The 26150-nt window shown below is 71.3% G+C and carries 15 protein-coding genes; 9 read left to right on the top strand and 6 right to left on the bottom strand.

Annotation, left to right across the window (positions count from 1 at the left end):
* The first annotated feature begins 245 nt into the window (after positions 1-245).
* The 4 genes from OG746_RS03995 (at position 246) to OG746_RS03980 (ending at position 4676) form a co-directional block, all read left to right on the top strand.
* Positions 246-1532, top strand: a complete 1287-nt coding sequence (locus tag OG746_RS03995) for an aspartate kinase (RefSeq protein WP_266711572.1) — start codon at positions 246-248, stop codon at positions 1530-1532.
* Positions 1532-2602 carry an aspartate-semialdehyde dehydrogenase gene (locus tag OG746_RS03990; protein ID WP_266711570.1) on the top strand — a complete coding sequence of 357 codons (1071 nt, stop codon included), beginning with the start codon at positions 1532-1534 and terminating at the stop codon, positions 2600-2602. The genes OG746_RS03995 and OG746_RS03990 overlap by 1 nt, the downstream gene beginning before the upstream one ends.
* A gap of 305 nt (positions 2603-2907) precedes the next feature.
* A complete protein-coding gene (locus OG746_RS03985; protein ID WP_524540369.1) occupies positions 2908-3591 on the top strand; it encodes a SigE family RNA polymerase sigma factor in 684 nt (227 codons plus the stop codon).
* Entirely contained in the window at positions 3588-4676 is a 1089-nt protein-coding gene (locus OG746_RS03980; protein WP_266711568.1) for a hypothetical protein, read from the top strand. Before OG746_RS03985 ends, OG746_RS03980 begins: the two co-directional genes overlap by 4 nt.
* 95 nt (positions 4677-4771) lie before the next feature.
* On the opposite strand, the gene OG746_RS03975 is transcribed toward OG746_RS03980, so the two are convergent.
* From OG746_RS03975 to OG746_RS03950, 6 genes are all read right to left on the bottom strand, one after another.
* Positions 4772-5572 (bottom strand): SURF1 family protein, encoded by an 801-nt coding sequence (locus OG746_RS03975; RefSeq protein WP_266711566.1) that lies wholly within the window; start codon positions 5570-5572, stop codon positions 4772-4774.
* Between the two features lie 67 nt (positions 5573-5639).
* On the bottom strand, positions 5640-7457 hold the full coding sequence (locus OG746_RS03970) for a S9 family peptidase (RefSeq protein WP_266711564.1): 1818 nt from the start codon (positions 7455-7457) through the stop codon (positions 5640-5642).
* 325 nt (positions 7458-7782) lie between these two features.
* Positions 7783-8583: an SDR family oxidoreductase gene (locus tag OG746_RS03965; RefSeq protein ID WP_266711562.1), complete on the bottom strand. Its 801-nt coding sequence runs from the start codon at positions 8581-8583 to the stop codon at positions 7783-7785.
* Positions 8580-10244, bottom strand: coding sequence for an FAD-binding dehydrogenase (locus OG746_RS03960; RefSeq protein WP_266711560.1), 1665 nt, complete (start codon positions 10242-10244; stop codon positions 8580-8582). Before OG746_RS03960 ends, OG746_RS03965 begins: the two co-directional genes overlap by 4 nt.
* Complete coding sequence (locus OG746_RS03955) at positions 10241-10843, bottom strand: TetR/AcrR family transcriptional regulator (RefSeq protein WP_266711558.1); 603 nt, start codon at positions 10841-10843, stop codon at positions 10241-10243. Before OG746_RS03955 ends, OG746_RS03960 begins: the two co-directional genes overlap by 4 nt.
* A 76-nt stretch (positions 10844-10919) precedes the next feature.
* Complete coding sequence (locus tag OG746_RS03950; RefSeq protein ID WP_266711556.1) at positions 10920-11507, bottom strand: TMEM165/GDT1 family protein; 588 nt, start codon at positions 11505-11507, stop codon at positions 10920-10922.
* A gap of 392 nt (positions 11508-11899) precedes the next feature.
* Here OG746_RS03950 and OG746_RS03945 point away from each other — a divergent pair, with 392 nt between their 5' ends.
* The 5 genes from OG746_RS03945 to OG746_RS03925 all read left to right on the top strand — a co-directional run bounded on the left by OG746_RS03945 (position 11900) and on the right by OG746_RS03925 (position 26146).
* The gene (locus OG746_RS03945; protein ID WP_266711554.1) at positions 11900-15742 is read left to right on the top strand and encodes a DUF7927 domain-containing protein; all 3843 of its coding nucleotides are present in this window, start codon (positions 11900-11902) and stop codon (positions 15740-15742) included.
* A 262-nt stretch (positions 15743-16004) separates the two neighbouring features.
* Complete coding sequence (locus tag OG746_RS03940; protein ID WP_266711552.1) at positions 16005-17039, top strand: murein hydrolase activator EnvC family protein; 1035 nt, start codon at positions 16005-16007, stop codon at positions 17037-17039.
* A 137-nt stretch (positions 17040-17176) separates the two neighbouring features.
* Positions 17177-19750: a S8 family serine peptidase gene (locus OG746_RS03935; protein WP_266711550.1), complete on the top strand. Its 2574-nt coding sequence runs from the start codon at positions 17177-17179 to the stop codon at positions 19748-19750.
* 2 nt (positions 19751-19752) lie between these two features.
* Positions 19753-22653, top strand: coding sequence for an FG-GAP repeat domain-containing protein (locus tag OG746_RS03930; RefSeq protein WP_266711548.1), 2901 nt, complete (start codon positions 19753-19755; stop codon positions 22651-22653).
* A gap of 97 nt (positions 22654-22750) precedes the next feature.
* Entirely contained in the window at positions 22751-26146 is a 3396-nt protein-coding gene (locus tag OG746_RS03925; RefSeq protein ID WP_266711546.1) for an ATP-binding protein, read from the top strand.
* The last annotated feature ends 4 nt before the right edge of the window (positions 26147-26150 follow it).

Raw genomic sequence — 26150 nt, 5'->3', positions numbered from 1 at the left:
TCCACCACGGCTGCCCACGTCAAGAGTGTGACCCGCCCCACTTACCCGGTTGCCCCGCCAGGGTCTGGGCATGCGATTGTCCGAGCGGCCGGATGTCGGCAAACGGAAACCTGGGTGATCAGGTCGTGGGCGGGACATCTCACGATGTGATATAGCCGGGGCGGATTTCGGCCGCTCGTTAAACTGAGCCGACCGCAGTGCGCATACGTACATGCGGTGACAGACGGACTGAGCGAGGAGCGCACGTGGGCCTTGTCGTGCAGAAGTACGGAGGCTCCTCCGTAGCAGATGCCGAGGGCATCAAGCGGGTCGCCAAGAGGATCGTCGACGCCAAGAAGAACGGCAACAAGGTTGTCGTTGTGGTGTCCGCGATGGGTGACACGACGGATGAGTTGATCGATCTCGCCGGGCAGGTATCTCCGATCCCTGCAGGGCGCGAATTCGACATGCTGCTGACCGCCGGAGAGCGGATCTCCATGGCCTTGCTGGCGATGGCGATCAAAAACCTGGGCCACGAGGCCCAGTCGTTCACGGGCAGTCAGGCCGGTGTCATCACCGACTCGGTCCACAACAAAGCACGGATCATCGACGTCACTCCGGGGCGCATCCGGACCTCGATCGACGAGGGCAACATCGCCATCGTCGCCGGGTTCCAGGGCGTCAGCCAGGAGGGCAAGAACATCACGACCCTGGGTCGTGGTGGATCCGACACCACCGCTGTCGCCCTCGCCGCCGCGCTCGACGCCGAGGTCTGCGAGATCTACACGGACGTCGACGGCGTGTTCACGGCCGACCCGCGCGTCGTGAAGAAGGCGCGGAAGATCGACTGGATCTCCTTCGAGGACATGCTGGAGCTCGCCAGCTCCGGGTCGAAGGTGCTGCTCCACCGCTGCGTGGAGTACGCCCGTCGGTACAACATCCCGATCCACGTCCGCTCCAGCTTCAGTGGGCTGAAGGGCACGTGGGTCAGCAACGAGCCGATCGAGAAGAACCAGCAAGGGGAAAAGGGCGTGGAGCAGGCCATCATCTCCGGTGTCGCGCACGACACCTCCGAGGCGAAGATCACCGTCGTCGGAGTTCCGGACAAGCCGGGCGAGGCCGCGAAGCTCTTCCGGGCCGTCGCGGACGCCCAGATCAACCTCGACATGATCGTGCAGAACGTGTCGGCCGCGTCCACGGGCCTGACCGACATCTCCTTCACGCTCCCCAAGACCGAGGGCCGCAAGGCCATCGACGCCCTGGAGAAGCAGAAGGACGCGGTCGGCTTCGACTCGCTGCGTTACGACGACCAGATCGCCAAGATCTCCCTCGTCGGCGCCGGCATGAAGACGAACCCGGGCGTCACGGCCGGCTTCTTCGAGGCGCTCACCGACGCGGGCGTGAACATCGAGCTGATCTCGACCTCCGAGATCCGCATCTCTGTCGTCACGCGTGCCGACGATGTGAACGAGGCCGTGCGCGCCGTGCACTCCGCCTTCGGACTCGACTCGGACTCCGACGAGGCCGTGGTCTACGGAGGCACCGGCCGCTGATGGCCGAGGCACCCGTGCGGCGTCCGACGCTCGCGGTCGTGGGAGCGACCGGGAGCGTCGGCGCCGTTCTGCTGCAGATCCTTTCGCAGCACGCGGACATCTGGGGCGAGATCCGACTCGTGGCCTCCGCGCGCTCGGCCGGGCGCAAGCTCACCGTGCGCGGCGAGGAGGTCGAGGTCGTCGCCCTGGAGGAGTCCGTCTTCGACGGGGTCGACGTCGCGATGTTCGACGTACCCGTCGAGGTGTCCGCGCAGTGGGCGCCCATCGCCGCCGCCAAGGGCGTTGTGGTGGTGGACAATTCGCCCGCCTTCCGGATGGACCCGGATGTGCCGCTCGTCGTGCCCGAGGTGAATCCGCACGCCGCGCGCGTGCGGCCGCGCGGCATCATCGCCAACCCCAACTGCACGACGCTGTCGATGATCGTGGCGATCGGGGCGCTGCACGCTGAGTTCGGGCTGCGCGAGCTGGTCGCGTCCAGCTATCAGGCGGTGAGCGGCGCGGGCCACGCCGGCATCGAGACGCTGCGGGCGCAGCTCTCCCTCGTGGCCGGTTCGGAGCTCGGCACCGCCCCCGGCGATCTGCGGCGGGCCGTCGGCGACCGGACGGGGCCCTTCCTCGAGCCCGTCGCGCTCAATGTCGTGCCCTGGTCGGGCACGCTGTGCGAGGACGGCTGGTCCTCGGAGGAGATGAAGGTGCGGGACGAGTCCCGCAAGATCCTCGGCCTGCCGGGCCTGAAGGTCGCCGTCACCTGCGTACAGGTGCCCGTCGTCACCACGCACTCCCTCACCGTCCACGCCCGCTTCGAGAACGAGGTCACCGTGGACCGGGCGCGCGAGATCATCGCGACCGCGCCGGGCGTCGTGCTCTTCGACAATCCGGCCGCCGGTGAATTCCCCACGCCGGCCGACGTGGTGGGCACCGATCCGACGTGGGTGGGCCGCGTGCGGCGTTCGCTCGACGATCCGGCCGGGCTCGAACTCTTCGTCTGCGGGGACAATTTGCGCAAAGGCGCAGCTTTGAACACCGCGCAGATCGCCGAGCTGGTGGCAGCAGAGCTCTCCGCCATGTGAGCTGCGGCTCTTTCGGTGCCCGCGATGCGGGAAGCCCCTTCCCAAGCGTGGATCCGCTCATAAGATTCTGTGTGAGTTTTGTGTAAGCGGGTTTTCCTCCCCGTCCTGCAACCACGCGCAGGGCGGGGAGCGTCTTTGCGGTCGCCCGGTGGGGAGCCGATCTGCATCGGATATACGGGGCATAGGGGAAGAGTGGTGCGCATGTCGGCATTCGAGGCGGCGTCATCGGTGGGGATGACGAGGCCTGTCGCAAATGGGGCGCCTGACGCGTACAACCATGACGGGGGGAAGCTTGTCCAACAGGCGTGGCAGAAGTACTGGACTTCACAGTGGTACGGGCGACGGGCGCAGCAGCCCTTCGTCCGACTCTCGCACCCCTTGGAACCCGTCGCGTGCGCGCGGCCGGTGGCATGCCGGTGATCGCGCCCATGCCAGCGGCGGGACCGGCGCGCATTCCGGCACAGGCACAGGGTGCTGACGAGTCGATGACGGAAGCCGGTACCTCCGTCGACCATCTCACCGAGACCTATCGCGCCCATTACCGCTCCCTGTTGGGGCTCGCGGCGCTGCTTCTCGACGACACCGCCTCCTGCGAGGACGTCGTGCAGGAGGCCTTCATCCGCGTGCACTCCGCGCGCAAACGCGTGCGCGATCCGCAGAAGACGCTCGCGTATCTGCGCCAGACCGTCGTGAACCTCTCGCGGTCCACGCTGCGCCGCCGCATCCTCGGTCTGAAGCTGCTCACCAAGCCGATGCCGGACATGGCGAGCGCGGAGGAGGGTGCGTACGACCTCCTGGAGCGGGACGCCCTGAAGAAGGCGCTGCGTGGGCTGCAGCGACGCCAGCGCGAGGTCCTCGTCCTGCGATACTTCGCGGACATGACGGAGGCGCAGGTGGCCGAGTCGCTCGGGATATCGCTCGGCTCGGTCAAGGCGTACGGATCGCGAGGTATCGCGGCGCTGCGCGTCGCCATGGAGGAGCCGGCATGAACCACCATCTCGACGGCGGCCCGGGCCGGGCGGCCGACGAAGTGAGTGAGCCTGTTGACGCTCCCGAACCCGGCGGCCCCGGCCTCGGTGACGACGAGCTCGCGGTGCGGCGGATGATGCGGCAGGCCGTCGCGGATCTCGAGCCCTCGGAGCAGGCGCTCGACGAGCTGCACCGTGCCGTGCCCGTCCGGCGCGCGCGCAAGCGGCAGGCCGCCGTGGGTGCGATCGCCGTGGGTGTGTTCGCGGCGATGGCGGTGCCCGCGGTGCTGCACGTGACGAACCCCGACCCCACCGGCGAGCGGCCGGCCATCGCGGGCAACAGCAGCGATGCCACGCGCGGTGGGGCGAGCTCGGGCACGGCGTCCGGTGGCACGGGGCAGGGCGAGTCGGGCAAGCCCTCGCACGCCAAGGACAAGGGCAAGGGCGCCAAGAAGGGCAAGAAGGGCGACGAGCGCAGGGCCACGGGCGGCGCCACCGCGGGGGCCGATCCCGCCTCCACGGCGGCGGCCACCTCGCCCACCTGTGAGGCGAGCGAGCTGGGCAGGCCGCAGGCCACCGTCGGCGCGCCCGACGGGGACGGCAAGGTCTACGGCTCGTTCCGCGTCTCGAACGTCTCGGGCTCCAACTGCACGGTGGACAGCGAAGGGTCCGTGGTCACCGTCGCGCAGGGCGCGGCCGATCCGGCCAAGGTGAGCGTCGTCGACCACACGTCGGGCGACGGCTCGGGGCTGCCCGACCCGTCGACCGAGCCGAGCCAGGTGATCCTCGAACCGGGCAAGGCGTACGAGGTGCGGTTCGCGTGGGTGCCGTCCGCGTCCTGCTCCGCGACGGGGGGCAGCGGCGGGAGCAGTGGTGGCGAGGATCCGACCCCCTCGCCGACGCCGACCGGTGACGGCACCGACACCGGCGACGCCACGACCGGCTCCGACCCCCAGACGACGACGCAGCTCGGCTCGGACGGCGGCGACGAAGGCAGCGTCGCGGTCTCCCACACGTCGGAACCGGGCGGCCCGGTAGCAGCGACCACCATCTCGAACGCCTGCGAGGGCACGGTCTACCGCACGGGCCTGCTCCCCGCGTCGTAAGCGGCGGCATTTCCAGCCCCGCCGGCGTTCGAGGCGCGGGGTCCGGGGCGGAGCCCCGTGACGTGGGGGCGGTCGGCCGAAACGGGACCGTGCCGCTAGACCGACGCCCCGGTCTCCGCCGATGGCACCGGCTCCGCGATCCCCAGCTCCGCATCCCGAAGGGCCTCCGCCTCGCGGCGCACGAGCCGGAACCACATGAACACCACGAACCCCGCGAACACGAACCACTCACCCGTGTACCCGAGGTTCTGGAACGCCTTGAGGTCGAGCCCGCTGCCCTCCGGCGCCGTGGCCGGAACCGCCGTCATCCCGGAGTCCGCCTTGTCGAGCGTGATCCACCCGTCGTAGACGTCGTACGGAACCAGGTTCACCAGCGACGCCGCGCTGATCACGCCGACCTGTCCGGAGGGCAGGCCACCCGAGGCCGTCACCCCGTTCGAGGTCGCGGACTCCGAGGCCTGAAGCGCCCCGACGACCGTGACCTTCCCCTTGGGCGCGGCCGGCGCCTTCGCGGCGGACGCCTTGCCGGGCACCCAGCCGCGGACCACCGGCAGCGCCTTCCCGGAGCCGGAGCCCTCGACCTTGAGGAGCGTCACGACGTAGAAGCCGCTCCGCTCGTCGAGGTCGCGGTTCGGCACCAGGAGCTGCTTGCCGTAGTGGCCGGTCGCGGTGGTCCGCTTACCGGAGGTCTTCTGGTCCACGGGCAGCACGGAGGCGAGCGGCTCGGGGGCCGCCGTCTCGTTCACCTTCGTCTGCTGGGACGCGGTCTTGTGGTCCTGCACCCGGTCCTCGAAACGACTGAGCTGCCACGAGCCCATGAAGATGCACACGGGGATCGCGAGCAGGACGAAGATGTTGATCCCCCACCAGCGCGGGGTCAGGAGGAACCGGTACACACCCCCACGGTACGGGGTCCGAAATAAGGACCCGTCCACCGGCCCCTCCCTTGCCCCGCGGCACCGGTCAGCTCGGCAAGTGGCGCTTCGCGAAGTCCAGTTCGAGCGCGACCTGCTTGATGCGCTCCTCGACGACGAGCGAACCGTGCCCCGCGTCGTACCGGTACACCTCGTGGGTCGCGCCGCGCGCCTCGAGCCGGTCGACGTAGTTGAGGATCTGCTGGAGCGGGCACCGCGGGTCGTTGACCCCCGCCGAGATGTAGACCGGCGCCTTCACCTCGTCGACGTACGTGAGCGGGGAGGACACCTCGAACCGCTCGGGCACCTCCTCCGGGGAGCCGCCGAACAGCGTGCGGTCCAGGGCCTTGAGCGCCTCCATCTCGTCCTCGTACGCCGTCACGTAGTCCGCGACCGGCACCGCGGCGAGACCCACGGCCCAGGCGTCCGGCTGCGTGCCGATGCCGAGCAGCGTCAGATAGCCGCCCCAGGAGCCGCCCGCGAGGACGAGGCGCGCGGGGTCGGCGAGCCCGGAGGAGACGGCCCACTCGCGCACCGCCGCGATGTCCTCCAGCTCGATCAGGCCGACGCGGTGCTTGAGCGCGTCCGTCCACTCGCGGCCGTAGCCGGTCGAGCCCCGGTAGTTGACCCGGACCACCGCGTACCCGTGGTCGATCCAGGCCGCCGGGCCCGCCGCGAACGCGTCGGAGTCGTGCCAGGTCGGCCCGCCGTGGATCTCGAACACGGTGGGCAGCGGCCCTGCGGGAGCATCGGCCGGCTTCTGTACGAGGGCGTGGATGCGGCCGCCGGGGCCCTCCACCCACACGTCCTCGACGGGGACGGAGGCCGGGGCCTTCATGCCGGGCGGATCGAGGACGACCTCACCCGTGGTGGAGCGGACGACCGACGGTTCGGCGGCCGACGACCACATGTACTCGACGCTGCCGTCGGGCCGCGCGGTGGCGCCGGACACCGAGCCGACCGGGGTGTCGACCTTCGTCAGCGCACCCGTCGCGAACTCGTAGCGCCACAGCTCGCCACGCGCCTCGAATTCGTGCACGACGAGCAGCGCCGAGCCGTCCGGGTACCACTCGGCGGACACGTCGCCCGGCAGGTCGAGCGCCAGGTCGGTCTCCTCGCCGGTGGCGACGTCCCACACCATCGGCTCCCAGCGGCCGCGCCGCTGATGCCCGACGAGCAGCCGGGTGTCGCCGGTCACGGGCGCGAAGCCGAGCACCTCCAGGCCGAGTTCCTCGGTGCCGCCCTTGGAGTCGTCGAGCTCGGCGACCGTCGAACCGTCGAGGCGCAGCACGCGCAGGGCTCCGTGCATCGCGTCGCCGTGCTCGGTGTGCTCGATCGCGATCAGCGTCCCGTCGTACGACAGGTCGCCGACGCCCGCCGACTCGCGGTGCCGGTAGATCTCGGCGGGGGAGTCTGAACCGGGGCGTACGACGTGGATCGTCGTGCCGTCGTCGTCGGTGGAGCAGCCGATGACGGCGGTGTGCCCGTCGCGGCCGAGGGCGAGTCCTGCCGGGTACGAGGCCGCGAGTCCGGGCACCGCCTCGACGTCCTCGCCGCCCGCGAAGGGCTGGCGCAGCCAGGTCCCGAACTCGTCGCCGTCCGTGTCGTTGAACCACCAGATCCACGCGCCGTCGGGGGTGAGCACGCCGTCCGTCGTCCCGTTCGCCCGGTCCGTCGCGCGGCGCTGCTCGCCCGTGGCGCGGTCCCACGCGTACAGCTCGTACGTCCCCGTCGCGTTCGACACGAACAGGGAGCGGTGGGGCGCGTCCTCGGCCCAGTCGGGCAGGGAGACACGCGGCGCCCGGAACCGCTTCTCCCAGTCGGGCATGGACTCGGTGGCGGGCGTGGCCCCGTTGCTGTCAGTCATGCCCCCATAGTGCCGCTACGTCGGGCCGCCCCGGCAAACGGGAAGCCGGCCCGACCGGAACGGTGTCCGAGGGGAGTGGCCGGGCCGGCCTTCGCAGGTACTCCCGCTGTGCGGCGCCTGCTCCCCGTCTCCGGCGGCGCGCGGGCGACGGATGAACAGCGCCGACGCAATTCATCCGTACGACCGTGCGTGCTGCGACGGTGAACCGAATGTACGCCCGAGTGCCCCGCCCAGGAACAGTCCTTACGCACATCCGTGGGAGCGGTTCCGACGGCCGCGTCCAGGGGGCCCGCGACCGCCGAAACCTCCGCTTCAGCCCCCGCCGCTACTTCAGCCCGTGCCTCCTGGCCACCATCCGTTCGGTCGCCGAGCGAGGCAGCGCCCGCCGCAGCGCGAACACGAGGGGCGCGTTGCTGCCCACCGCGTACAGCGGCCTCGGCCGCCCCGCCTCGATCGCCGAGACGATCTTCGCGGCGACCTTCTCGGCCGAGATCCCGTGCGCCTCATTGGAGTTGAGGGCGGCGAGCATCGTGTCGTAGGCGGCGCGGAACGGCGAGTCCTTCGCCACGTACTGCGTCCTGCGCTCGCTGATGCCCGTCGCGATGGAGCCCGGTTCGACCGTCGTGATGCCGACGCCGTACGGGGCGTACTCGCGCCGCGCCGCGTGCGCGAAGCCCTTGATCGCGGCCTTCGACGCGACGTAGGAGGACCGGTACGCGAGCGGGAAGCTGGCCAGCATCGAGCCGACCATGACCACCCGGCCGCGCCGCCGCTCCCGCATCCCCGGCAGCAGCAGCTGACTGAGCCGCACCGCCCCGAACACGTTGAGCTGGAAGAGCCGCCGCACCGCGTCCATCGGCAGCTCCTCGAGCGGGCCGCTCTGCGATTCCCCGGCGTTGTTGACGAGCACGTCGACCTCGCCGACCGACCGCGCGAGGGTCTCGATGCTCTCCTCGTCGGAGAGGTCGAGCGGCAGGTACTCCACGCCCGGCACCGGCGAGGTGACCTTCCGGGGGTCCCGGCTGGTCCCGTACACCTTGTAGCCGCGCCGCAGGAGCGCCGCCGCGACCGCCGCCCCGATGCCCGAAGAGGCCCCCGTCACCAGGGCCGTGCCCCGCGTACTCACGCGAGGCTCCGCGCGAGCGCGCGCCCGGCGGCGCGACCGGAGAAGATGCAGCCGCCGAGGAAGGTCCCTTCCAGCGCGTTGTACCCGTGCACACCGCCACCGCCGAACCCGGCGACCTCCCCGGCCGCGTAGAGACCTTCGAAGACGGACTTGTCGGGCCGCACGACCTGCGAGTCGAGGTTCGTCTCCAGACCGCCGAGCGTCTTGCGCGTCAGGACGTGCAGGCGGACGGCGATCAGCGGGCCCTGCGCCGGGTCGAGGAGGCGGTGCGGCTTGGCGACGCGGGTGAGGCGGTCGAAGAGGTACGAGCGGGCATTGCGGATCGCCATCATCTGGAGGTCCTTGGAGTACCCGTTGTCGACCTCCCGGTCGCGCGCGACGATCTCGCGCTCCACCTGCTCGTACGAGACGGGGGTCTCGGGCGTCAGCTTGTTCATCCCGGCGACGAGGTCCTTCAGGTTCCGCCGCACGACGAAATCCTCGCCACGGTCCAGGAACGCCTGGATCGGGCCCGGCGCGCCCTTCTTCACGCGCTGGAGGACCAGCTTCAGGTCCTTGCCGGTGATGTCGGGGTTCTGCTCGGATCCGGAGAGCGCGAACTCCTTCTCCACGATGGCGCGGGTCAGGATGAACCACGTGTGGTCGTGCCCGGTCCCGGTGATGTGCTTGAGCGTGGCGAGGGTGTCGTGCCCGGGGAAGAGCGGCGCGGGCAGCCGCTTGCCCTCGGCGTCCAGCCACATCGAGGACGGGCCCGGGATGATCCGGATGCCGTGGCCCGGCCAGATCGGGTCCCAGTTCTTCAGGCCCTCGGTGTAGTGCCACATGCGGTCGCGGTTCACGAGGGAGGCGCCGGCGTTCTCGGTGATCTCCAGCATGCGCCCGTCGACGTACGCGGGGACACCGGTCACCATGGACTCGGGCGGGGTCCCCATGCGCTCAACGGGCCAGTTCTTCCTGACCAGTTCGTGGTTCGCGCCGATGCCGCCCGAGGTCACGATGACGGCCTTCGCGCGCAGTTCGAAGTCGCCCGCGGTCTCGCGCGACGAGGCGACGCCGCGCGCCTCGGAGGAGGGTTCGAGCAGCGACCCGCGCACGCCGACGGCGGCGCCGTCCTCCACGATCAACTCGTCGACCTGGTGCCGGTACTTGAAGTCGACGAGCCCGCGCTCGGCGGCCGCGAGCACCGGCTCGCGGAAGACCCGCACGACCTCGGGGCCCGTCCCCCACGTGATGTGGAAGCGCGGCACGGAGTTCCCGTGCCCGGTCGCGGTCCCGGAGCCGCGCTCGGCCCACCCCACGTTCGGGGTGACCTTCAGCCCGAGCCCCTGCAGATAGTCCCGCTTCTCCCCGGCCGCGAACCGCACATACGCCTCGGCCCACTTGCGCGGCCAGTGGTCCTCGTCCTCGCGGTCGAATCCGGCGGAGCCGAGCCAGTCGGCGAGGGCCAGCTCGTAGGAGTCCTTGATCCCCATCCGCCGCTGCTCGGGGCTGTCGACGAGGAAGAGCCCACCGAGCGACCAGTACGCCTGGCCGCCGAGGTTCGCCTCGTTCTCCTGGTCGACCAGCACGACTCGCTTGCCCGCGCGAGTGAGTTCGTACGTCGCGACGAGCCCGGCGAGGCCGGCTCCCACGACGATGACATCGGCAGTGGTGTCACTCATGCGCTCTCCAACGGTGTGCTGTAGGCGTCCAGTACGTTCATGAAGAGGGCCTCGCGACGGGCCCGTACGGCCGCGTCGTCCGGCTGCAGCAGGACCTGCACGGAGGTCCCGTCGTGCACGGCCACCAGGGCGTCACCCAGGGCCCGTTCGTCCGTGACCCGCCGGCCGAGCCGGCCGAGCGCGGTCACGAACACCGGCAGGATCGCGTCGCGGATGGCCTCCTCGCGGGCGGCCATCACCCGGCGCAGGCCCGGATTGCGCAGCGCGTGCGCGGTGAACTCGGCGGTGATCCGGAACCAGGCGTCGTCGACCGGGGTGGCGTCGATCGCCGCCCGCACGGCGGCCTCGGGATCGTCCGGGTCGACACCGGCGAGGGCAGTCCGCACATCATCGAGCATCCGCGCGGACCGCTCCTCCCACAAGGCGAGAAACAGCTCGTCGAGCGAGGAAAAATTGGAGTAGAAAGCGCCACGGGTGAATCCCGCGCGCTCACAGACCTGTTCCACCGTGGAGCGACCGAAGCCCTCCTCGGCGAACACGTCGAGCGCGGCGTCGAGCAGCCGCTGTCGCGTCCGCGCACGCCGCTTGGTGACGGGCATCCTCGCCTCCCCGGTTGGATACGCGAACGTATTCGATACGTTTGTGTATCCACAAGGGGTGTGCCCGGCCGGTGCGTCAGCCGGTGAACACCTCGACGAAGGACCACACGGCCAGCGCCAGCATGCAGAAGCCGCCCACCCGCTGAACGGTCTTCAGCGGCACCCGCTTGGCGATGAAGCGCCCGGCGACCAGGGCGAGCGCGGACACGGAGATGAGCGCGGCCCAGGAGCCGATCGCGGTGGACCATGTGCCGTTCGTGGCCGCCAGGTTGGCCGTGGTGATCTGGGTGAGGTCGCCCCACTCGCCGATGAACACGGCCATGAACGCGGTGCCGAAGACCGGCCAGAAACCGGTGACGGTCTTCGCGCCGGCCGAGTCCTCGTCGTCCTCGTCGTCGCCGCCCCTGAGGAGCATGAACGCGCCGAAGAGGAACATCAGGCCGGAGACGAGCTTCACGAGCCAGCCGGGGAGGAGGCCGAGCAGTGAGCCCGCGCCGACCGCGATGGCGACGTGCACGGCGAACGCGGCCGCCGTGCCGAACCAGACGTAGAGCGGCTTCATCCGGGTGCCCATGGCCAGTGAGGCGAACATGGTCTTGTCCGGGAGTTCGGCGAGGAAGATCAGCCCGAAGGCGGTGACGATCGCCAGGGGATCGAGGTCCATGGGGGCGCTTTCTGTGCGGGCCGGGCCGTTGTGAACCCCGCCCCGCTGCGTAGGGAGGACCACTCGACCCGGCAGCGGACACACGTATGCGTGGGTGCGTACGTGTGCTGTGTTCTGCCTGGTCGAAGGTCTCGCCCACCCGTCCCGCCCGAGGCGGTCCGAGCCCGGCCACCGGGAACCCGGGGGTTCCAGTGTGTCGACGACCGGTTTGCGGGGCTACTCCCCTTCGCTTGCACGTCAAGGGTACACGGGATCGGTGCGGATGCCTGTTCGATCTTCCTTGGGCCGCCCGGGTGGAATCGGGCCGCTGGCCGCTTATGTGCCGTTCGTCACATAAGCGGCGTGTGAGCTTTCTATCATTCCTGGTTACTTTCCGTGACGGAGGTGGAGTGGTGGACGGCCCGAGGCAGTGGTTGCGACGTTGGCGGGTGCCACGGCGCGCGTCCGCGGCGGGGGTGGTGCTCGGCGCCGTGCTCGCGATGGTGGCGGCGCCGCTGCCCGCGGTGGCGGTGGGTGCCGCGCAGGGACCGGCGGCCGAGCGGGCGGCGAGAGCCGCGGCGCCGGCCGATCCGACCCTGGTCTACCAGGAGGACTTCGAGCACCTGACCGGTGATCCGACCCTCCTGGACAGCTACACCGGCGCCCCGCCGCGGAACATGACGTACGCGGCGCACCCGGGCTGGCTCAAGGGCTGCAACGGGTGGGTGCTGAACAAGGCCGACTCGGCCGGCTACGCGCCCGGTACCGCCGACTGCGGCTCGTGGTGGAACTCGACCCGCGACCTGTCCAACGCGCTGGGGCAGCTGAACGGCTCGGCGGACCCCGACGCCAACCACGCGGTCGCGGCCTTCACCGTCACCGCCCCTGCGGCGAACTCGGTGCAGTTCGAGACCGAGCGGCCCGTCCCCGTCACGCCCGGCCGCTTCTACACGTTCGCGGCCTCCTCGGCGGCCTTCAACTGCTTTGCCTCCGGGCCCCAGTTGAAGTTCTTCCTGATGGACGGGGCGAAGGCGATCCCCGCGTCGGCGAAGCCGGTCAACCCGTGCACCGACCGCGACGCGCGGACCATTACGGCCGGCGGCAAGAGCGCGAAGGCAGTGCACACGACCAGCGACGCCCCCGTGCTGTTCAACGGCGACGCGCTCGGTGTGCGCATGGTGAACGGCAACGGCAGCAACGCGGGGAACGACGCGGCGTTCGACGACATCCAGGTCATGGACGTCACCCCGCGGGTGGAGAAGGCGTTCTCACCGGTCCACGCGGCCGCGGGCGGCACGTCGACGCTGACGTTCACCGTCACGAACACCTCGGACCTGCGGACGAAGAAGGGCTGGTCCTTCAAGGACGACCTGCCCGCGGGCCTGACCGTCGCCGACCCCGGGAACACCAGGACGACCTGCACCAACGGCTCGGTCACCGCGGCCGCGGGCGGCGGCTCCGTGGGGCTGAAGGGCGACCTCAAAGAGGGGCAGGAGTCCTGCACGCTGAGCGTGGACGTGACCGCGGCGCCGGGCGAGTACAAGAACTGCCCGGAGAACGTCGGCGAGCTGTCGGGGATGCGGCCGCCCACCGAGTGCGCCACCGTGCGGTTCTCGGACCCCAGCTACAAGATCACCAAGACCTCGTCCCCGGCCTCCGGCGACGAGGCGCAGCCGGGCGACAAGGTCACGTACAAGGTGGTCGTGGAGAACACGGGGCCCTCGTCGATGGAGACGCCCGTCACCGACGACCTGACGGGCGTGCTCGATGACGCGACGTACAACGGCGACGCGAAGGGAACCGTCGGCACCCCTGCCTATACGTCCCCGCGTCTCGCCTGGTCACCGACGCTCGACGCGGGCCAGAAGGCCACACTCACGTACTCGGTGACGATGAAGGACCCCGCCACCGGGGACGGCGTCGCGAAGAACGTCGTCAAGGGATCGAGCGCGTCCAACTGTGTCACCGGCGCCGAGGACGGCTGCACGACGGAGGTCACCGTCCCCCGGCTCGACATCGCCAAGTCCTCCGACAAGGCATCCGCCAAGCCCGGCGACAAGGTCACGTACACCGTGACCGTCACCAACCAGGGCAAGAAGGCGTACAAGGACGCGACCGTCACGGACGACCTCACCGACGTCCTCGACGACGCGAAGTACAACAAGGATGCGGCCGCGACCTCCGGTTCCGTCTCCTACGAGGCGCCGAAGCTGGCGTGGAAGGGCGATGTCGCGGCCGGGGCGACGGTGAAGATCAAGTACTCCGTCACCGTCGACGCGCCGGACACCGGCGACAAGGTGCTCGGCAACGTCGTGACAGGACCGCCAGGCTCCGACTGCCCCGACGGCTGCACGACCGAGACCCCGGTCGGAACGCTGCACATCGAGAAGACCTCGGACAAGGCCGAGGCCAAGGCCGGCGACAAGGTGACCTACACCGTCACCGTCACCAACACCGGCAAGGCCGCCTACAAGGACGCGAAGATCGCGGACGACCTCACCGGGGTCCTCGACGACGCGACGTACAACGAGGACGCGGACGCCACCTCCGGCACCGTCTCCTACAAGGCGCCGAAGCTGGCCTGGAAGGGCGATGTGCCGGCCGGAGCGACGGTGAAGATCAAGTACTCCGTCACCGTCGCCACCCCGCCCGGCGGTGACAAGAAGCTGACCAACACCGTGGTCTCGCAGGATCCGGGCAGCAACTGCCGGGAAGGGTCGGACGACCCGGACTGCGGCACGGACGTCGGCCTCCGCTCCCTGAAGATCAAGAAGACGGCCGCGCCGAGGAACCCGAAGGAAGGGGACACCCTCAGCTACAAGGTCGTCGTGACGAACGACGGCCGGGCCGACTACCCCGGCGCCACGTTCACCGACGACCTCACCAAGGTCCTCGACGACGCGACGTACAACGGTGACGCGGCCGCCGACTCCGGCCGCGTCTCCTACGCCGCGCCGCAGCTGACCTGGACCGGCGACCTGGCCGAGGGCGAGACGGCGACCGTGACGTACACGTTCACCGTCACGGATGCGGGCAACGGCAGGTTCGTGAACGGCGTCGTCGGCCCGCCCGACTCCAACTGCCCGGAGGGCACCACCGATCCGGACTGCACGACGGTGCTCCCGGCGCCCGATTACGACTTCGGGGACGCCCCCGACACGTACAAGACGCGGCGTGCCAGCGGCGGCGCGTTCCACGAGATGGTGGACGGGCTGCGCATCGGCCGGACCGTCGAGCCGGAGCGGGACGGCGACCCGCACCGCACGGCCGGCGACGACCAGGACGACGACGGCATGGGGACCGTGACGCTCCATCAGCACCAGGGGAGCCACACGGCGAAGGTCCCGGTCACCAACACCACCGGCAGGGACGCCACGCTGGCGGGCTGGGTCGACGCCAACGAGGACGGCACCTTCGACCGCGACGAGATGGTCACCGCCGACGTACCGGACGGTGCCACCGAGGTCACGCTGACCTGGCACGGGCTGCAGAACATGAAGCTCGGCGAGACCTTCGCCCGGCTGCGGCTGTTCGGGGACGAGGAGGTGTCCGCGGCCAAGCGGGCGGTCGACCGCGCTGCCCGCGCCGCCCGCGCCGTCACGGCGACCGGCTTCGGCGGGCCCGGTGAGGTCGAGGACCACATGGTCCGCGTCGAGCCGGCCCACCTGGAGCTCGCCAAGTCCGCCTCGACCAGCGCGCCGAAGCCGGGGGACACCGTCACCTACACGGTGACCGTCGGCAGCAGCGGCGGCGCCGAGTACATGGGCGCCGCGTTCACCGACGACCTCACCGAGGTGCTGGACGACGCCGCGTACAACGGCGACGCCGAGGCCACTGCCGGTGACGTCTCCTACGACGAGCCGAAGCTGAGCTGGTCCGGGACCGTCCCGGCCGGGGAGAAGGTGACCGTCACGTACTCGGTCACCGTCGACGACCCGGTCAAGGGCGACCGGACGCTGACCAACGCCGTCACAGGACCGCCCGACTCCACCTGCGCGTCCGACTGCACCACGACGGCCGAGGTGCCCCCGACAGGCCCCGACCCGAGCCCGGAGCCCCCGACTCCCGGGAACCCCGACAACCCCGACACCCCGGCCGGCAACCCGGCCGGCAAGCCCGGTGAGCCCGGCGGCGGCCACCTGCCGGACACCGGCTTCGACGACGTGACCGTCTTCCTGGCCGCGGCCTCCGCGCTGGCCCTCGGGCTCGGCGCCCTGGTCCTGGTCGCAGCCCGCCGGAGCCGCAGGAGGCCCTGACGCCCGATCAGGCACCCGCACGGGAAACGGCCGTGGGCCGGTCCACCAGGACCGGCCCACGGCCGTTCCCGTGTCTCCGGGCATCTCTCTCGGTATCTCTCTCGGGGTGTCCGCGGGTAACACCGCCGCGTGTAGTGCGTCCGATGGACTCCGGACGGTCGACACGGCGACGTCCAACCGTCCGGCTTGTCTTTTTTGCGACATTCGGTCGATGCGATGTGTACGACGGAACGCAACGAGGCGTACGGGGACGGCCGCATGCGTGGCCGCGGCGATCGCCGCGCTCCTCGCCTCCGGCACCGGCCCGGCGTCCGCGGACGACGGCCCCGGCATCGGACGGCTCTCGGCCCGCGCCGACCGGCTGATGCGAGAGGCGTCGAACGCCGTCGCGGCGCACGAGAAGGCGCAGGACGCCGTGCGCAAGGGCGAGCGCCGGCTTGCCGACGTCGCCCGGCGGCAGGCCGCGGAGCAGCGCCGCCTCGACGCACTCAGGGCCACCCTGGGCCGCCAGGCGCGCAGCGAGTACCAAGGGGCCTCGGGCCTCGGCACGATGCTGCCGCTGCTCACCTCGTCCTCCCCGCAGCGGGCCCTCGACGCCGGCGTCCGCGCGAGCCGGGGCGACCGCGCCGCCCGGCAGCTCACTGACCGCGTCACGGAGTCCCGGGACCGGGTCGCCGACCGGCGGGCCGAGTCCGCGCGCCTGGTGAAGGGGCTCAAGGCGCAGGAGGAGCGCCGGTCGGCCGCCCGCGAAGACATCGAGGCGAAGCTGGCGAAGGCCGAGGCGGAGGTGCGGCGGGCCCGTGCGCGGGTCCTCGCGGCCGGACCGATGCCGACGGGTGGCGGCAACTGCGCGCGCGGCGACGTGGGCGGGCACAAGCGGGCCGGCAAGGGGCGGACCTGGGTGAAGCCGGTGAGCCCCGCGCCGTTGTCGGCGGGCTTCGGCTCGGGCGGCAGTTTCTGGTCGCACCGCCACACTGGGCAGGACTTCGCGGTGCCCACCGGGACACCGGTGCGGGCGGTCGGCGCGGGGACGGTCGAGTACGTCGGGTGCGGCGACGGCTTCGGGAACCAGGTGATCGTGCGCCACGCCGACGGCTACTTCACGCAGTACGCGCACCTGTCCCGGATCGGCGTCTCGACGGGGGACCGGCTGGACGCGGGCGAGGTCCTCGGCCTCTCCGGCGCGACCGGCAATGTCAGCGGCCCGCATCTGCACTTCGAGGTGCGGGTCACGCCGCAGTTCGGCTCGGGCATCGACCCGCTGCCGTGGCTGCGGGCGCGCGGGGTGGGGGTGTGACCAGGGCGTACACACCGTGCGCCCTGCCCTGCCCCCGGCAGGCGCGAACGGCGGGCCGGGGGCGGCAGTAATGGCGCAGTAACGGCCCCTTCCTAGCGTGCATCCTCCCCGTCATCCGTCCCGGAGGAGCGCACCCGATGCACCTGCCCCGACCGTCCCGGCGCAGACGCGCCGTGTGGGCGGCGGCGTCGCTGACCGCGACTGCCGCCCTGTTCAGCAGTCCGTTGCCCGCCGTCGCCGACACGACCGCCCCGGCGCATTCCGACAAGGTCGACTCCGCCCTTGAGAAGGCCGTGGCGAAGGGCGACGACGCCACGTTCTTCGTCGTCCTCAAGGACCAGGCCGATCTGTCCGGCGCCAAGAAGCAGCGCACGCACGCCGCCAAGGCGAAGGCCGCCTACAAGGAGCTGCGCGCGCACGCCAAGGAATCGCAGCGCTCCCTGAACTCCTTCCTCGACAAGGAGAAGGTCGGGCACACGGACTACTGGATCGCCAACGCCGTCCAGGTGACCGGCGATCAGGACCTTGTCGCGCAGCTGGCGAAGCGCGACGACGTCAAGCAGATCGTCAAGCGACACAGCTTCAAGCTGGACGACATGGAGACCTCCGACAAGAAGGTCACCAAGACGCGCACCGCCTCGGGGACCGAGGCGTCCGCCGACAGTGAAGAGACGCCCGAGTGGGGCATCTCCGACATCAAGGCCGACCAGGTCTGGGACGAGTACAAGGACCGCGGCGAGGGCATCGTCGTCGCCAGCGTCGACTCGGGCGTCCAGTACGACCACCCGGACCTGGTGAAGCAGTACCGCGGCAACAACGGCGACGGCTCCTTCACGAACGACTACAACTTCTACGACCCGTCGGGCACCTGCCCCTCCGACGGCACCCCGTGCGACAACGCGGGCCACGGCACCCACACCATGGGCACGATGGTCGGCGCGAACGGTATCGGCGCCGCCCCGAACGCGAAGTGGATCGCCGCCAAGGGCTGCGCGAGCGACACCTGCTACGACGACGACCTGCTCGCGGCGGGGCAGTGGATCCTCGCGCCGACCGACCACAACGGCCAGAACCCGCGCCCGGACCTCGCCCCGAACATCGTCAACAACTCGTGGGGCGACCCGTACGGCACCGCCCCCTTCTACCAGGACATCCTCGACGCCTGGGACTCCGCGGGCATTTTCGCGGCCTTCGCGGCCGGCAACGAGGGCAACGGCACGACCTGTTCGACGACCCACCCGCCGGGCTCGCAGGAATCGTCCTACGGTGTCGGCGCCTACGACTCGGCCGGCAAGATCGCCGACTTCTCCAGCTTCGGCCCTTCGCCGCTGGACGGCTCGGCCAAGCCGAACATCACGGCGCCGGGCGTCAATATCCGCTCCACGTGGCCGGGTTCGGCGTACAACACCATCCAGGGCACGTCGATGGCGACCCCGCACGTCGCGGGCTCCGTCGCGCTGCTGTGGGCGGCCGTCCCCTCGCTGGTCGGCAAGATCGACGAGACCCGTGCGCTCCTCAACGAGGGTGCGCGTGACGTCGACGACACCCACTGCGGCGGTACCGCCGGGATGAACAACGTGTGGGGCGAGGGCAAGCTCGACGCCCTCGCCACGATCGACAAGGCCCCGCACACCGCGGCCATCGTCACGGGCAAGGCCACCGACAAGGCCACCGGAGCCGCGCTCCAGGGCATCGTCGTCAAGGTCACCGGCACCACCGGCACCCGCACCACGACCACCGACGCCGACGGCGGTTACCGCATCACGCTGGTCCCCGGCACGTACGACTTCACGCTCAGCGGCTACGGCCACGCCGAGACCAAGGTCAGCGGCGTCGAGCTCACCACCGGCCAGGCGCTGACCCAGGACGTCGCGATGGCCCCGGTCGCCACGCACAAGGTCACCGGCACCGTCCTCGACGTCTCCGGCAAGGCCCTGCCCGGCGCGACCGTCGAGGTCATCGGCTCCCCGGTGCCGTCGGTCACCACCGACGCCAAGGGCACGTACACGCTGCCGAAGGTCGCCGAGGGCGCGTTCACGCTGACCGTGAAGCCCACGGCGCCGCTCGTGTGCAACGGCGTCTACACCGGCGCGTTCACCGTCGCCGCGGCCGACCTCACCAAGAACGTCCAGGTCCCGGCCCGCACCGACGCCACCGGCAACAGCTGCAAGCCGGTCACGTACTCCTGGATCGCCGGCTCCAAGAAGGTCGCCCTGACCGGTGACGAGGACGCGACGACGATCTCGCTGCCGTTCTCGGTCAAGCACTACGGCGTCCCGTACTCGACCACGTCGATCACCACCGACGGCATGGTCAACTTCCTGGCGCCGCGCGTCGGTGACTACGCGAACACCGCGCTGCCCACCCTGTACAACCCCAACGGGTTCATCGCGCCGCTCTGGGACGACCTCGTCCTCGACAAGAAGTCGTCCGTGCAGACGGCCACCACCGGCACCAAGGGCAGCCGCAAGTTCGCGATCGTCTGGAACAAGGCCGCCTACGGGAACGGCACTTCGGACCGCGCCACCTTCGAGGTCGTCTTCGACGAGGCCACCGGTTCCGTGACCTTGCAGTACCAGTCGGTCCCCGACAAGGGCGCGGGCGCCACCGTCGGCATCCAGAACCAGGCCGGCACCGACGCTCTTGAGTACTCCTTCAACCAGTCGGTCGTCACCGACGGTTCGGCCATCCGCTTCACCCAGGGAGCCTGATCATGAGACCCACCCACTCGCGGCGGGCCCTCCGGCTCGCCTCCGCCCTGGTCGCCGCCGGACTCTGCCTCAGCGCGGCCCCGGCGGTCATGGCCGCCGACAGCGGTGACGGCGGCGTCATGAAGCTGACCGAGGCCCAGGAGAAGAAGCTCACGGCCGACGTCCAGCTCGACCCGTACGGTGACACCGACAAGACGGCCGACCAGACGAAGAAGCCGGCCACCACGTCCGGCGACGCCTCCACCGATGCCGCCTCCGACAAGGTCACCTTCACCGGCAAGTCCACGATGGAGGGCGTCCTCGGCATGGGCGCCACCGTGCCCGCCGGCAAGAAGGGCGACTACTACACCGTCCACAGCCGCGGCAACGTCCAACTGCACTCCGCCGACGGCGAGTCCAAGTGGGAGCGCACCAACGCCTCGTACTACGAGGACTGGCAGGTCAAGCCGCAGCGCGTGTACCAGCCCGAGCCGTTCCCGGTCCGGGTCATGATGGGCTACAACGCGGTGACGCCGTTCACGCCCTCCTCCGACTCCGGCTACTCGACGGGCGACCTGACCGGCGACGGCGTCGACGACATCGTCTTCTCGGCGAGCGTCGGCATCTCGTCCTACCGCCCGTTCACCTCGCCCGGCTCGTCGCTGCCCAACGGCACGTTCGTGACGGTCCTCGACGGCAGGACCGGCAAGACGGCCTGGTCGAAGCTGTACGACTACGCCACCATGGTCAAGGTCGTCGACGACACGCTGCTCGTCGCCGACGTGCCCAGCCTGAACATGAACTCGCCGGCCACCGACACGACGAAGCTGACCGGCATCCGCTTCTCGTCGGCGGACGGCAAGCTGACCCCGTCGTCGACGTGGACGTACGACACCGGTGAGACCGGGGACTCCGTCTGGGGCGACATCCAGGACCTCGGCAAGGGCAAGATCGTCGTCTCCTGGGACCGGGCCAAGACCGACTCCGTCGAGGGCCGGGGCCGCACCCTCGTCATGAACGTGGCGGACGGCTCGGTCGCCTGGCAGACCGACAGCATGCTCTACAGCCGCCAGATCCGCGTCGACGCCGGCCGGGGGCGCCTCGTCGTCGTCGAGCAGTCCGACGTCAACGACGCGGTGAAGTACGAGATCGCCGCGTACGACCTGAAGAACGGCCACCGTTCGACGCTGGAGACCCGGGTCAACGTGCTGCCCACCGCCCTGGCGGTCGGTGACCTCACGGCCAAGGCGGGCGACGAGTACGCGGTCGCCGAGTCCTCCCTGGACAACTACCTCCAGGTGAACGCCAACACGGTGCGCGTGCTGAATGGCGCCGACCCCGGCAAGCTGCTGTGGTCGCAGACGACCAAGCGCGACGCCGACAACGCCACGAAGGGGCCGAACACCTGGCGCCTCCAGGTCGCCGACGGCAAGCTCGTCGCCGCGGGCGACGACGACCGCATGATCAACACGTCGCAGAACGTGGCCGGCGGCCGCTACGCCGCGACGACCGTGTACTCGGGCAAGGGCGCCGTCGTCTGGCAGAACAAGGGCCTGGCCGGCGCGCCGATGTACCAGGACGTGTACAGCGACGCCGCGGGCACCCACGTCCGCGTCATCGACCAGAGTCAGAACATCCGCACGTTCAAGCTCACCAACGGCAAGCAGCAGGCCATCACCCCGCTCCAGGCCGACATCTCCATCGCGCAGAGCACCGACGTGAACAAGGACGGCAAGTCCGATGTCGTGATGGCCGGTTCGTCGAACGGCGTGTGGGCCTACTCCGGTCCCTCGCTGCTGAACGGCAAGCCGGAGAAGCTGTGGCGGGCCACGGTCCCCGGCGCGGTGCACGACATGCAGAAGGGCGACGTCAACGGCGACGGCAAGGACGAGATCGTCGTCGCCGCCGACTCCGCCGTGGTCGTCCTCAACGCCAAGAACGGCAAGACGCTCGCCACCATCGACGGCGGCGGCCAGTTCGTCCACTCGGTCAAGCTCGCCGACCTCGACGGTGACGGCACACAGGACATCGTCGTCCCGACGAACACCCTGAACGCCTACTACGGCGACGGCCACAAGATCTGGTCGTACGCGGCGCCCAAGGACCTCGGCGACGTGGTGTTCTCCGACCCGTCGGTCCAGGACGGCAAGGTCTACACCTCGTACTCCAAGGCCGGCTCGATCAACCTGGCCGACCCGGGGGCCAACGCGGTCGCGCTCAACGCCAAGAACGGCAAGGCGAAGTGGAGCGTCGCGCCGCCGGTCCCCGATGTGTCGACCGACGGGGTCATCCACGCCGCGCTCACGTACAAGGGCACCTTCGCCTCCCCGGAGATCCCGTACGCGGACGGCCACGCGGTCGTCTACACCTGGGACATCCAGTCGCAGGCGGGCGTCGGCTCCACCGACTCCAGCGCCCCGCACACGTACATGGAGATCCGCGACGGCCGCACCGGTGAAGTCGTGCACTCCACGACCATGGGCGGCCTGTGGACGCACGGCGGCTTCTTCACCGACGACGGCAAGCTGTACCAGGCGGGCACCTCGTCCTTCCGGAGGTTCTCCGGTGAGGGCACCGACGACGCCCTGGCCTCGGTGATCGGGCAGTCCTACAACGGCGCGTTCGCCACCGGTCCCGGTGGCCGCAAGCTGCTGATCGCGGGCAGCGAGGGCTCCGTCTCCGCCTACGCCGGGGACGCGGACTTCTTCGAGAACGGCAACTCCTTCCAGCAGGCCCTCGGCGACGCCGACGCCATCGGCACCCGCAACTTCCTGGCCGCCGACCTCGACGGCGACGGCACCGACGAGGTGCTCTCGCTCCAGGGCGACGACTACGGCCTGGACCGGCTGGCCGAGGACCTCGGCGGCGGCTACCAGGTGTTCGACAACGGCATCCACCAGGTCACCACGTACAAGCTCTCCTGAGCCCGCGCGCACGTGACCGACGGATGACCTGACCGATCCGGACCCCCTGGGCCTCGCCCAGGGGGTTCATGGCGTGCTCGGTTACAGTGTCGCCCTCATGAGCACACGTCAGACGAACGGGACGGAACCCGCCGCTCCACTGCTGCGTCTGCGCCTTCTCGGTGGGTTCAGCGCGACCCGTGACACCGGACCCCCGCTCGCCGAACGCTGGCCGCGCCCCGGCGCCCGCGCCCTGGTGAAGCTGCTCGCCGTCGTGCCCGGCCACCGCCTCCACCGCGAGCAGGCCATGGACAGCTGCTGGCCCGACGCCGACCCGTCCGCCGCCGCGGGCAGCCTGCGCGTCGCCCTGCACGCCGCGCGCCACGCGCTGGAACCCGAACTCGCCCCGCGCGCCGCGTCGTCGTACCTCCTGTCCGACGGCGGCATGCTCCTCCTCGACCCGGCGACCGTGTGGATCGACGCCGACGCGGCGGAGGCGGCGGCGGAGGCGGCGCTCACCGAGGCGGTGGTCGAGGAGGGGGCAGCGGTGGCCGAACTGGCCGCCGCCCTCGCCCTGTTCACCGGCGAACTGCTCCCCGAGGACCGGTACGTGGACTGGGCCGATGAGCGCCGCGGGCGGCTCGCGCTGCTGCGGGAACGGCTGCTGCTCGGCCTCGCCGAGGCACACCTCGCGGCGGGCTCGGCAACGGACGCGGCGGCCGTGGCCCAGCAGGTCCTCGCCACCAGCCCCGCCGAGGAGCTGGCCCACCGCGTCCTCATCGACGCCTCCCTGCGCCAGGGCCTGCGGCGGCGCGCGCTGCACCAGTACCACGCGTGCCGCGAGGCGCTCGACGCCGAACTGGGCGTCCGCCCCGGTCCCGAAACGGAGCAGCTGCACCGGGCGGCCCTCGCGGCGGCGCCCGCCCCGGTGCCGATCACGACAACGTTGCCGTCGCCGCTGCGAGCCGCACCCGCCACCCCGCTGCACGGCCGCGACGCGGTGCTCGACCGGCTGCTCGCCGCCGAGGGGCCGCCGGTCACGCTGCTCACCGGCGAGGCGGGCGTCGGCAAGACGCGCCTGGTGGGCGAGGTGGCGCGGCGGGCCGCGGCCTCGGGCACGGTCGTGCTGTGGGGCGGCGGCCAGGACGCGGAGGGGCACACGCCGTACGGGGCGTTCGCGGAGGCGCTCGACGGGTGGCTGGCCGAGCACGACGCGGCGGAGCGGGCCCGGGTCGGCGCGGAGTATCCCGAACTGGCGGTGTTCCTCCCGTCCTTGGGCCAGATCCGCACATCCGGCGAACGCAGCCCCGAGGAGGAGCGCGACCGGCTGTTCCGGGCGAGCGCCGCGCTCCTCGGCGACCTGGCCGCCGCCCGTCCGGTGCTCGCGGTCCTCGACGACCTGCACGCCGCCGACACCGGCTCGTACCAGCTCATGAGCCACCTCGCCCGCCGCGCCGCGGACCGCGGGATCCGGCTGCGCTTCCTGGTGACGTACCGCGAGGAGGAACTCCCCGACGACGACGCACGGCGCGCCATCCTGAGCTTCCTGGTACGCCAACGGCTCGCTGTACGCGAGGAGTTGGGGCTGCTCGACCGGGAGGCGTGCCTCGCGGTGGCGCGGGACGCGGCGCCACGTCCCGGGCAGGAACAGCGGGTGTGGGAACTCTCCCTCGGCAACCCGCTGTTCGCCCTCGAACTCGCCCGTGGCCCGGCCGAGGGACCGGCCGGCGCGGGGGCGCCCCAGGGCGTGCGGGAGCTGGTGGCGGACCGGCTCGTGCGCCTCGACCCCGACGCGCGGCGCCTGGTCGAGGCGCTGTCCGTGGCCGGGGGAGAGGCGGCCCTTTCCGAACTCCTCGACGTCGCCGAGCGCGGCCTGCGCCCGCCGGTGACCGGGGCCGCGGCCGCCGACGGGGTCGAACGGGCCATCGCGGCCTCGCTGGTGGAGGAGCGCCAGGTCGTGGTGGCCGGGCGGCCCGAACCGGGGCTCGCCTTCCGGCACCCGCTGGTCCGCCTCACCTGCTACGAGCGGCTGACCGCGGTCCGCCGCAGGCAGCTGCACGGCGCGTTCGCGCGGGCCGTCCTCGCCCGCCGCCCCGACGCCGTCGACGCGCTCGCCTCGCACTTCGCCCGCGCCGACGACCCGCGCGCCGCCGAGTATCTGCGCCGCGCCGCCGAACGCGCCGCCGCCCTCTACGCCAACGACACCGCCGACCGCTACTACCGCGACCTCGTCGCCCGCCTCGACGTCGACGCGGCCCGCGCCCGCCTGGCCCACAGTCAGGTCCTGGCCAGAATGGGCCACTTCGAAGAGGCGGCCGCGTCCCTGCGCGAGGCACTGACCGAGTTCGTCCGGCGCGGTGCACACGACGACGCGGTGCTCACGGCGGCCCGGCTCGCCGAGTCCCTCGTGCGCACCGGCGCCCTCGACGCCGCCGCCGACGCGCTCCGCGCCCACCCGGCCGCCCCGGAAGCCGCCCCCGAACCCCTCGCCGTGCACCACCTGTCCCACGCCATGCTGCACGGCGTCCGGGGCAGTTACGACGACGGTTACGCCGCCGCCCGCCGGGCCCTGGACGCCGCGCGACAGGTCCCCGGCCCGCACGGCCAGGGCCTGCTCGCCCGCTCCTACGCCCTCCAGGCCACCAACCTGGGCCTCTCGGGCCGGCTCACCGAGGCCCGCGAGGCCGGTGACCTCGCGCTCGCCCCGGCCGAGGCGTACGGCGACCCGACGCTGCTCGGCACAGTCCTCTCCACCCTGCGGGAGAACGCGCGCCGCCACGGCCGGCTGCGCGAGGCGGTGGCGAGCGGCGAACGCGCCCTCGACCTCGCCGACCGCTCGGGAAACCCGACGGCGGCCGCCTTCGAGCGCCTGAACCTCGCCGAACTCCACCTCCTGCTGGAGGAGTTCGACGAGGCCACCGCGCTCGCCGAGGCATCCGTGACGCTCGCGGAGGGCGACGGCGCCTGGTGCCTGCCGTACGCGCTCGCGACGCTGGCGCTGGTCCGGCTGCGTACCGGAGACACGTCGGCGGCCGCGGAGCTCCTGGACCGCGCCGCCCCCGCCGCCGACCACCTGGGCGACCGCCAGGCGCGCTACGAGGTCGGCACCGCCCGCGCCGAACTCGCCCTGCGCACCGGCCACCCCGAGGCCGCCCTCCGTGCCCTCGCCGACTGCCCCGACGCCGCGCCGTCCCTGACGGCCTGGGCCCAACTCCACGCGGGCCGCCCCCGGCTCGCCCTGGAACTCGCGACAGCGGAGGCCACCCGCGCCGAACGCACCGGCGAACGCCTGGCTGAGGTAGAAGCCCACCTGGCCCACGCGGCAGCCCTGTCCCACCTCTCCGCCCCCACCGAGTCCACCCAAGCCCTGACCCACGCAACCCACCTGGCCCAAGCCCTCCCCTACCCGGCGGGCCTCCGCAGAGCCCAAGAGGTCCACGCGCTACTCACCGGCAAATCAAGCCCCGCTCCGGGACGAGACTCGCGGGGTCCGGGGCAGAGCCCCGAGGCGTAGGAAC

This window comes from Streptomyces sp. NBC_01016 (genome assembly GCF_026341035.1).
Taxonomy (GTDB): Bacteria; Actinomycetota; Actinomycetes; order Streptomycetales; family Streptomycetaceae; genus Streptomyces.
The sequence above is the reverse complement of the archived record's forward strand: the minus strand, read 5'-3'. Positions and strand labels throughout refer to the sequence as shown.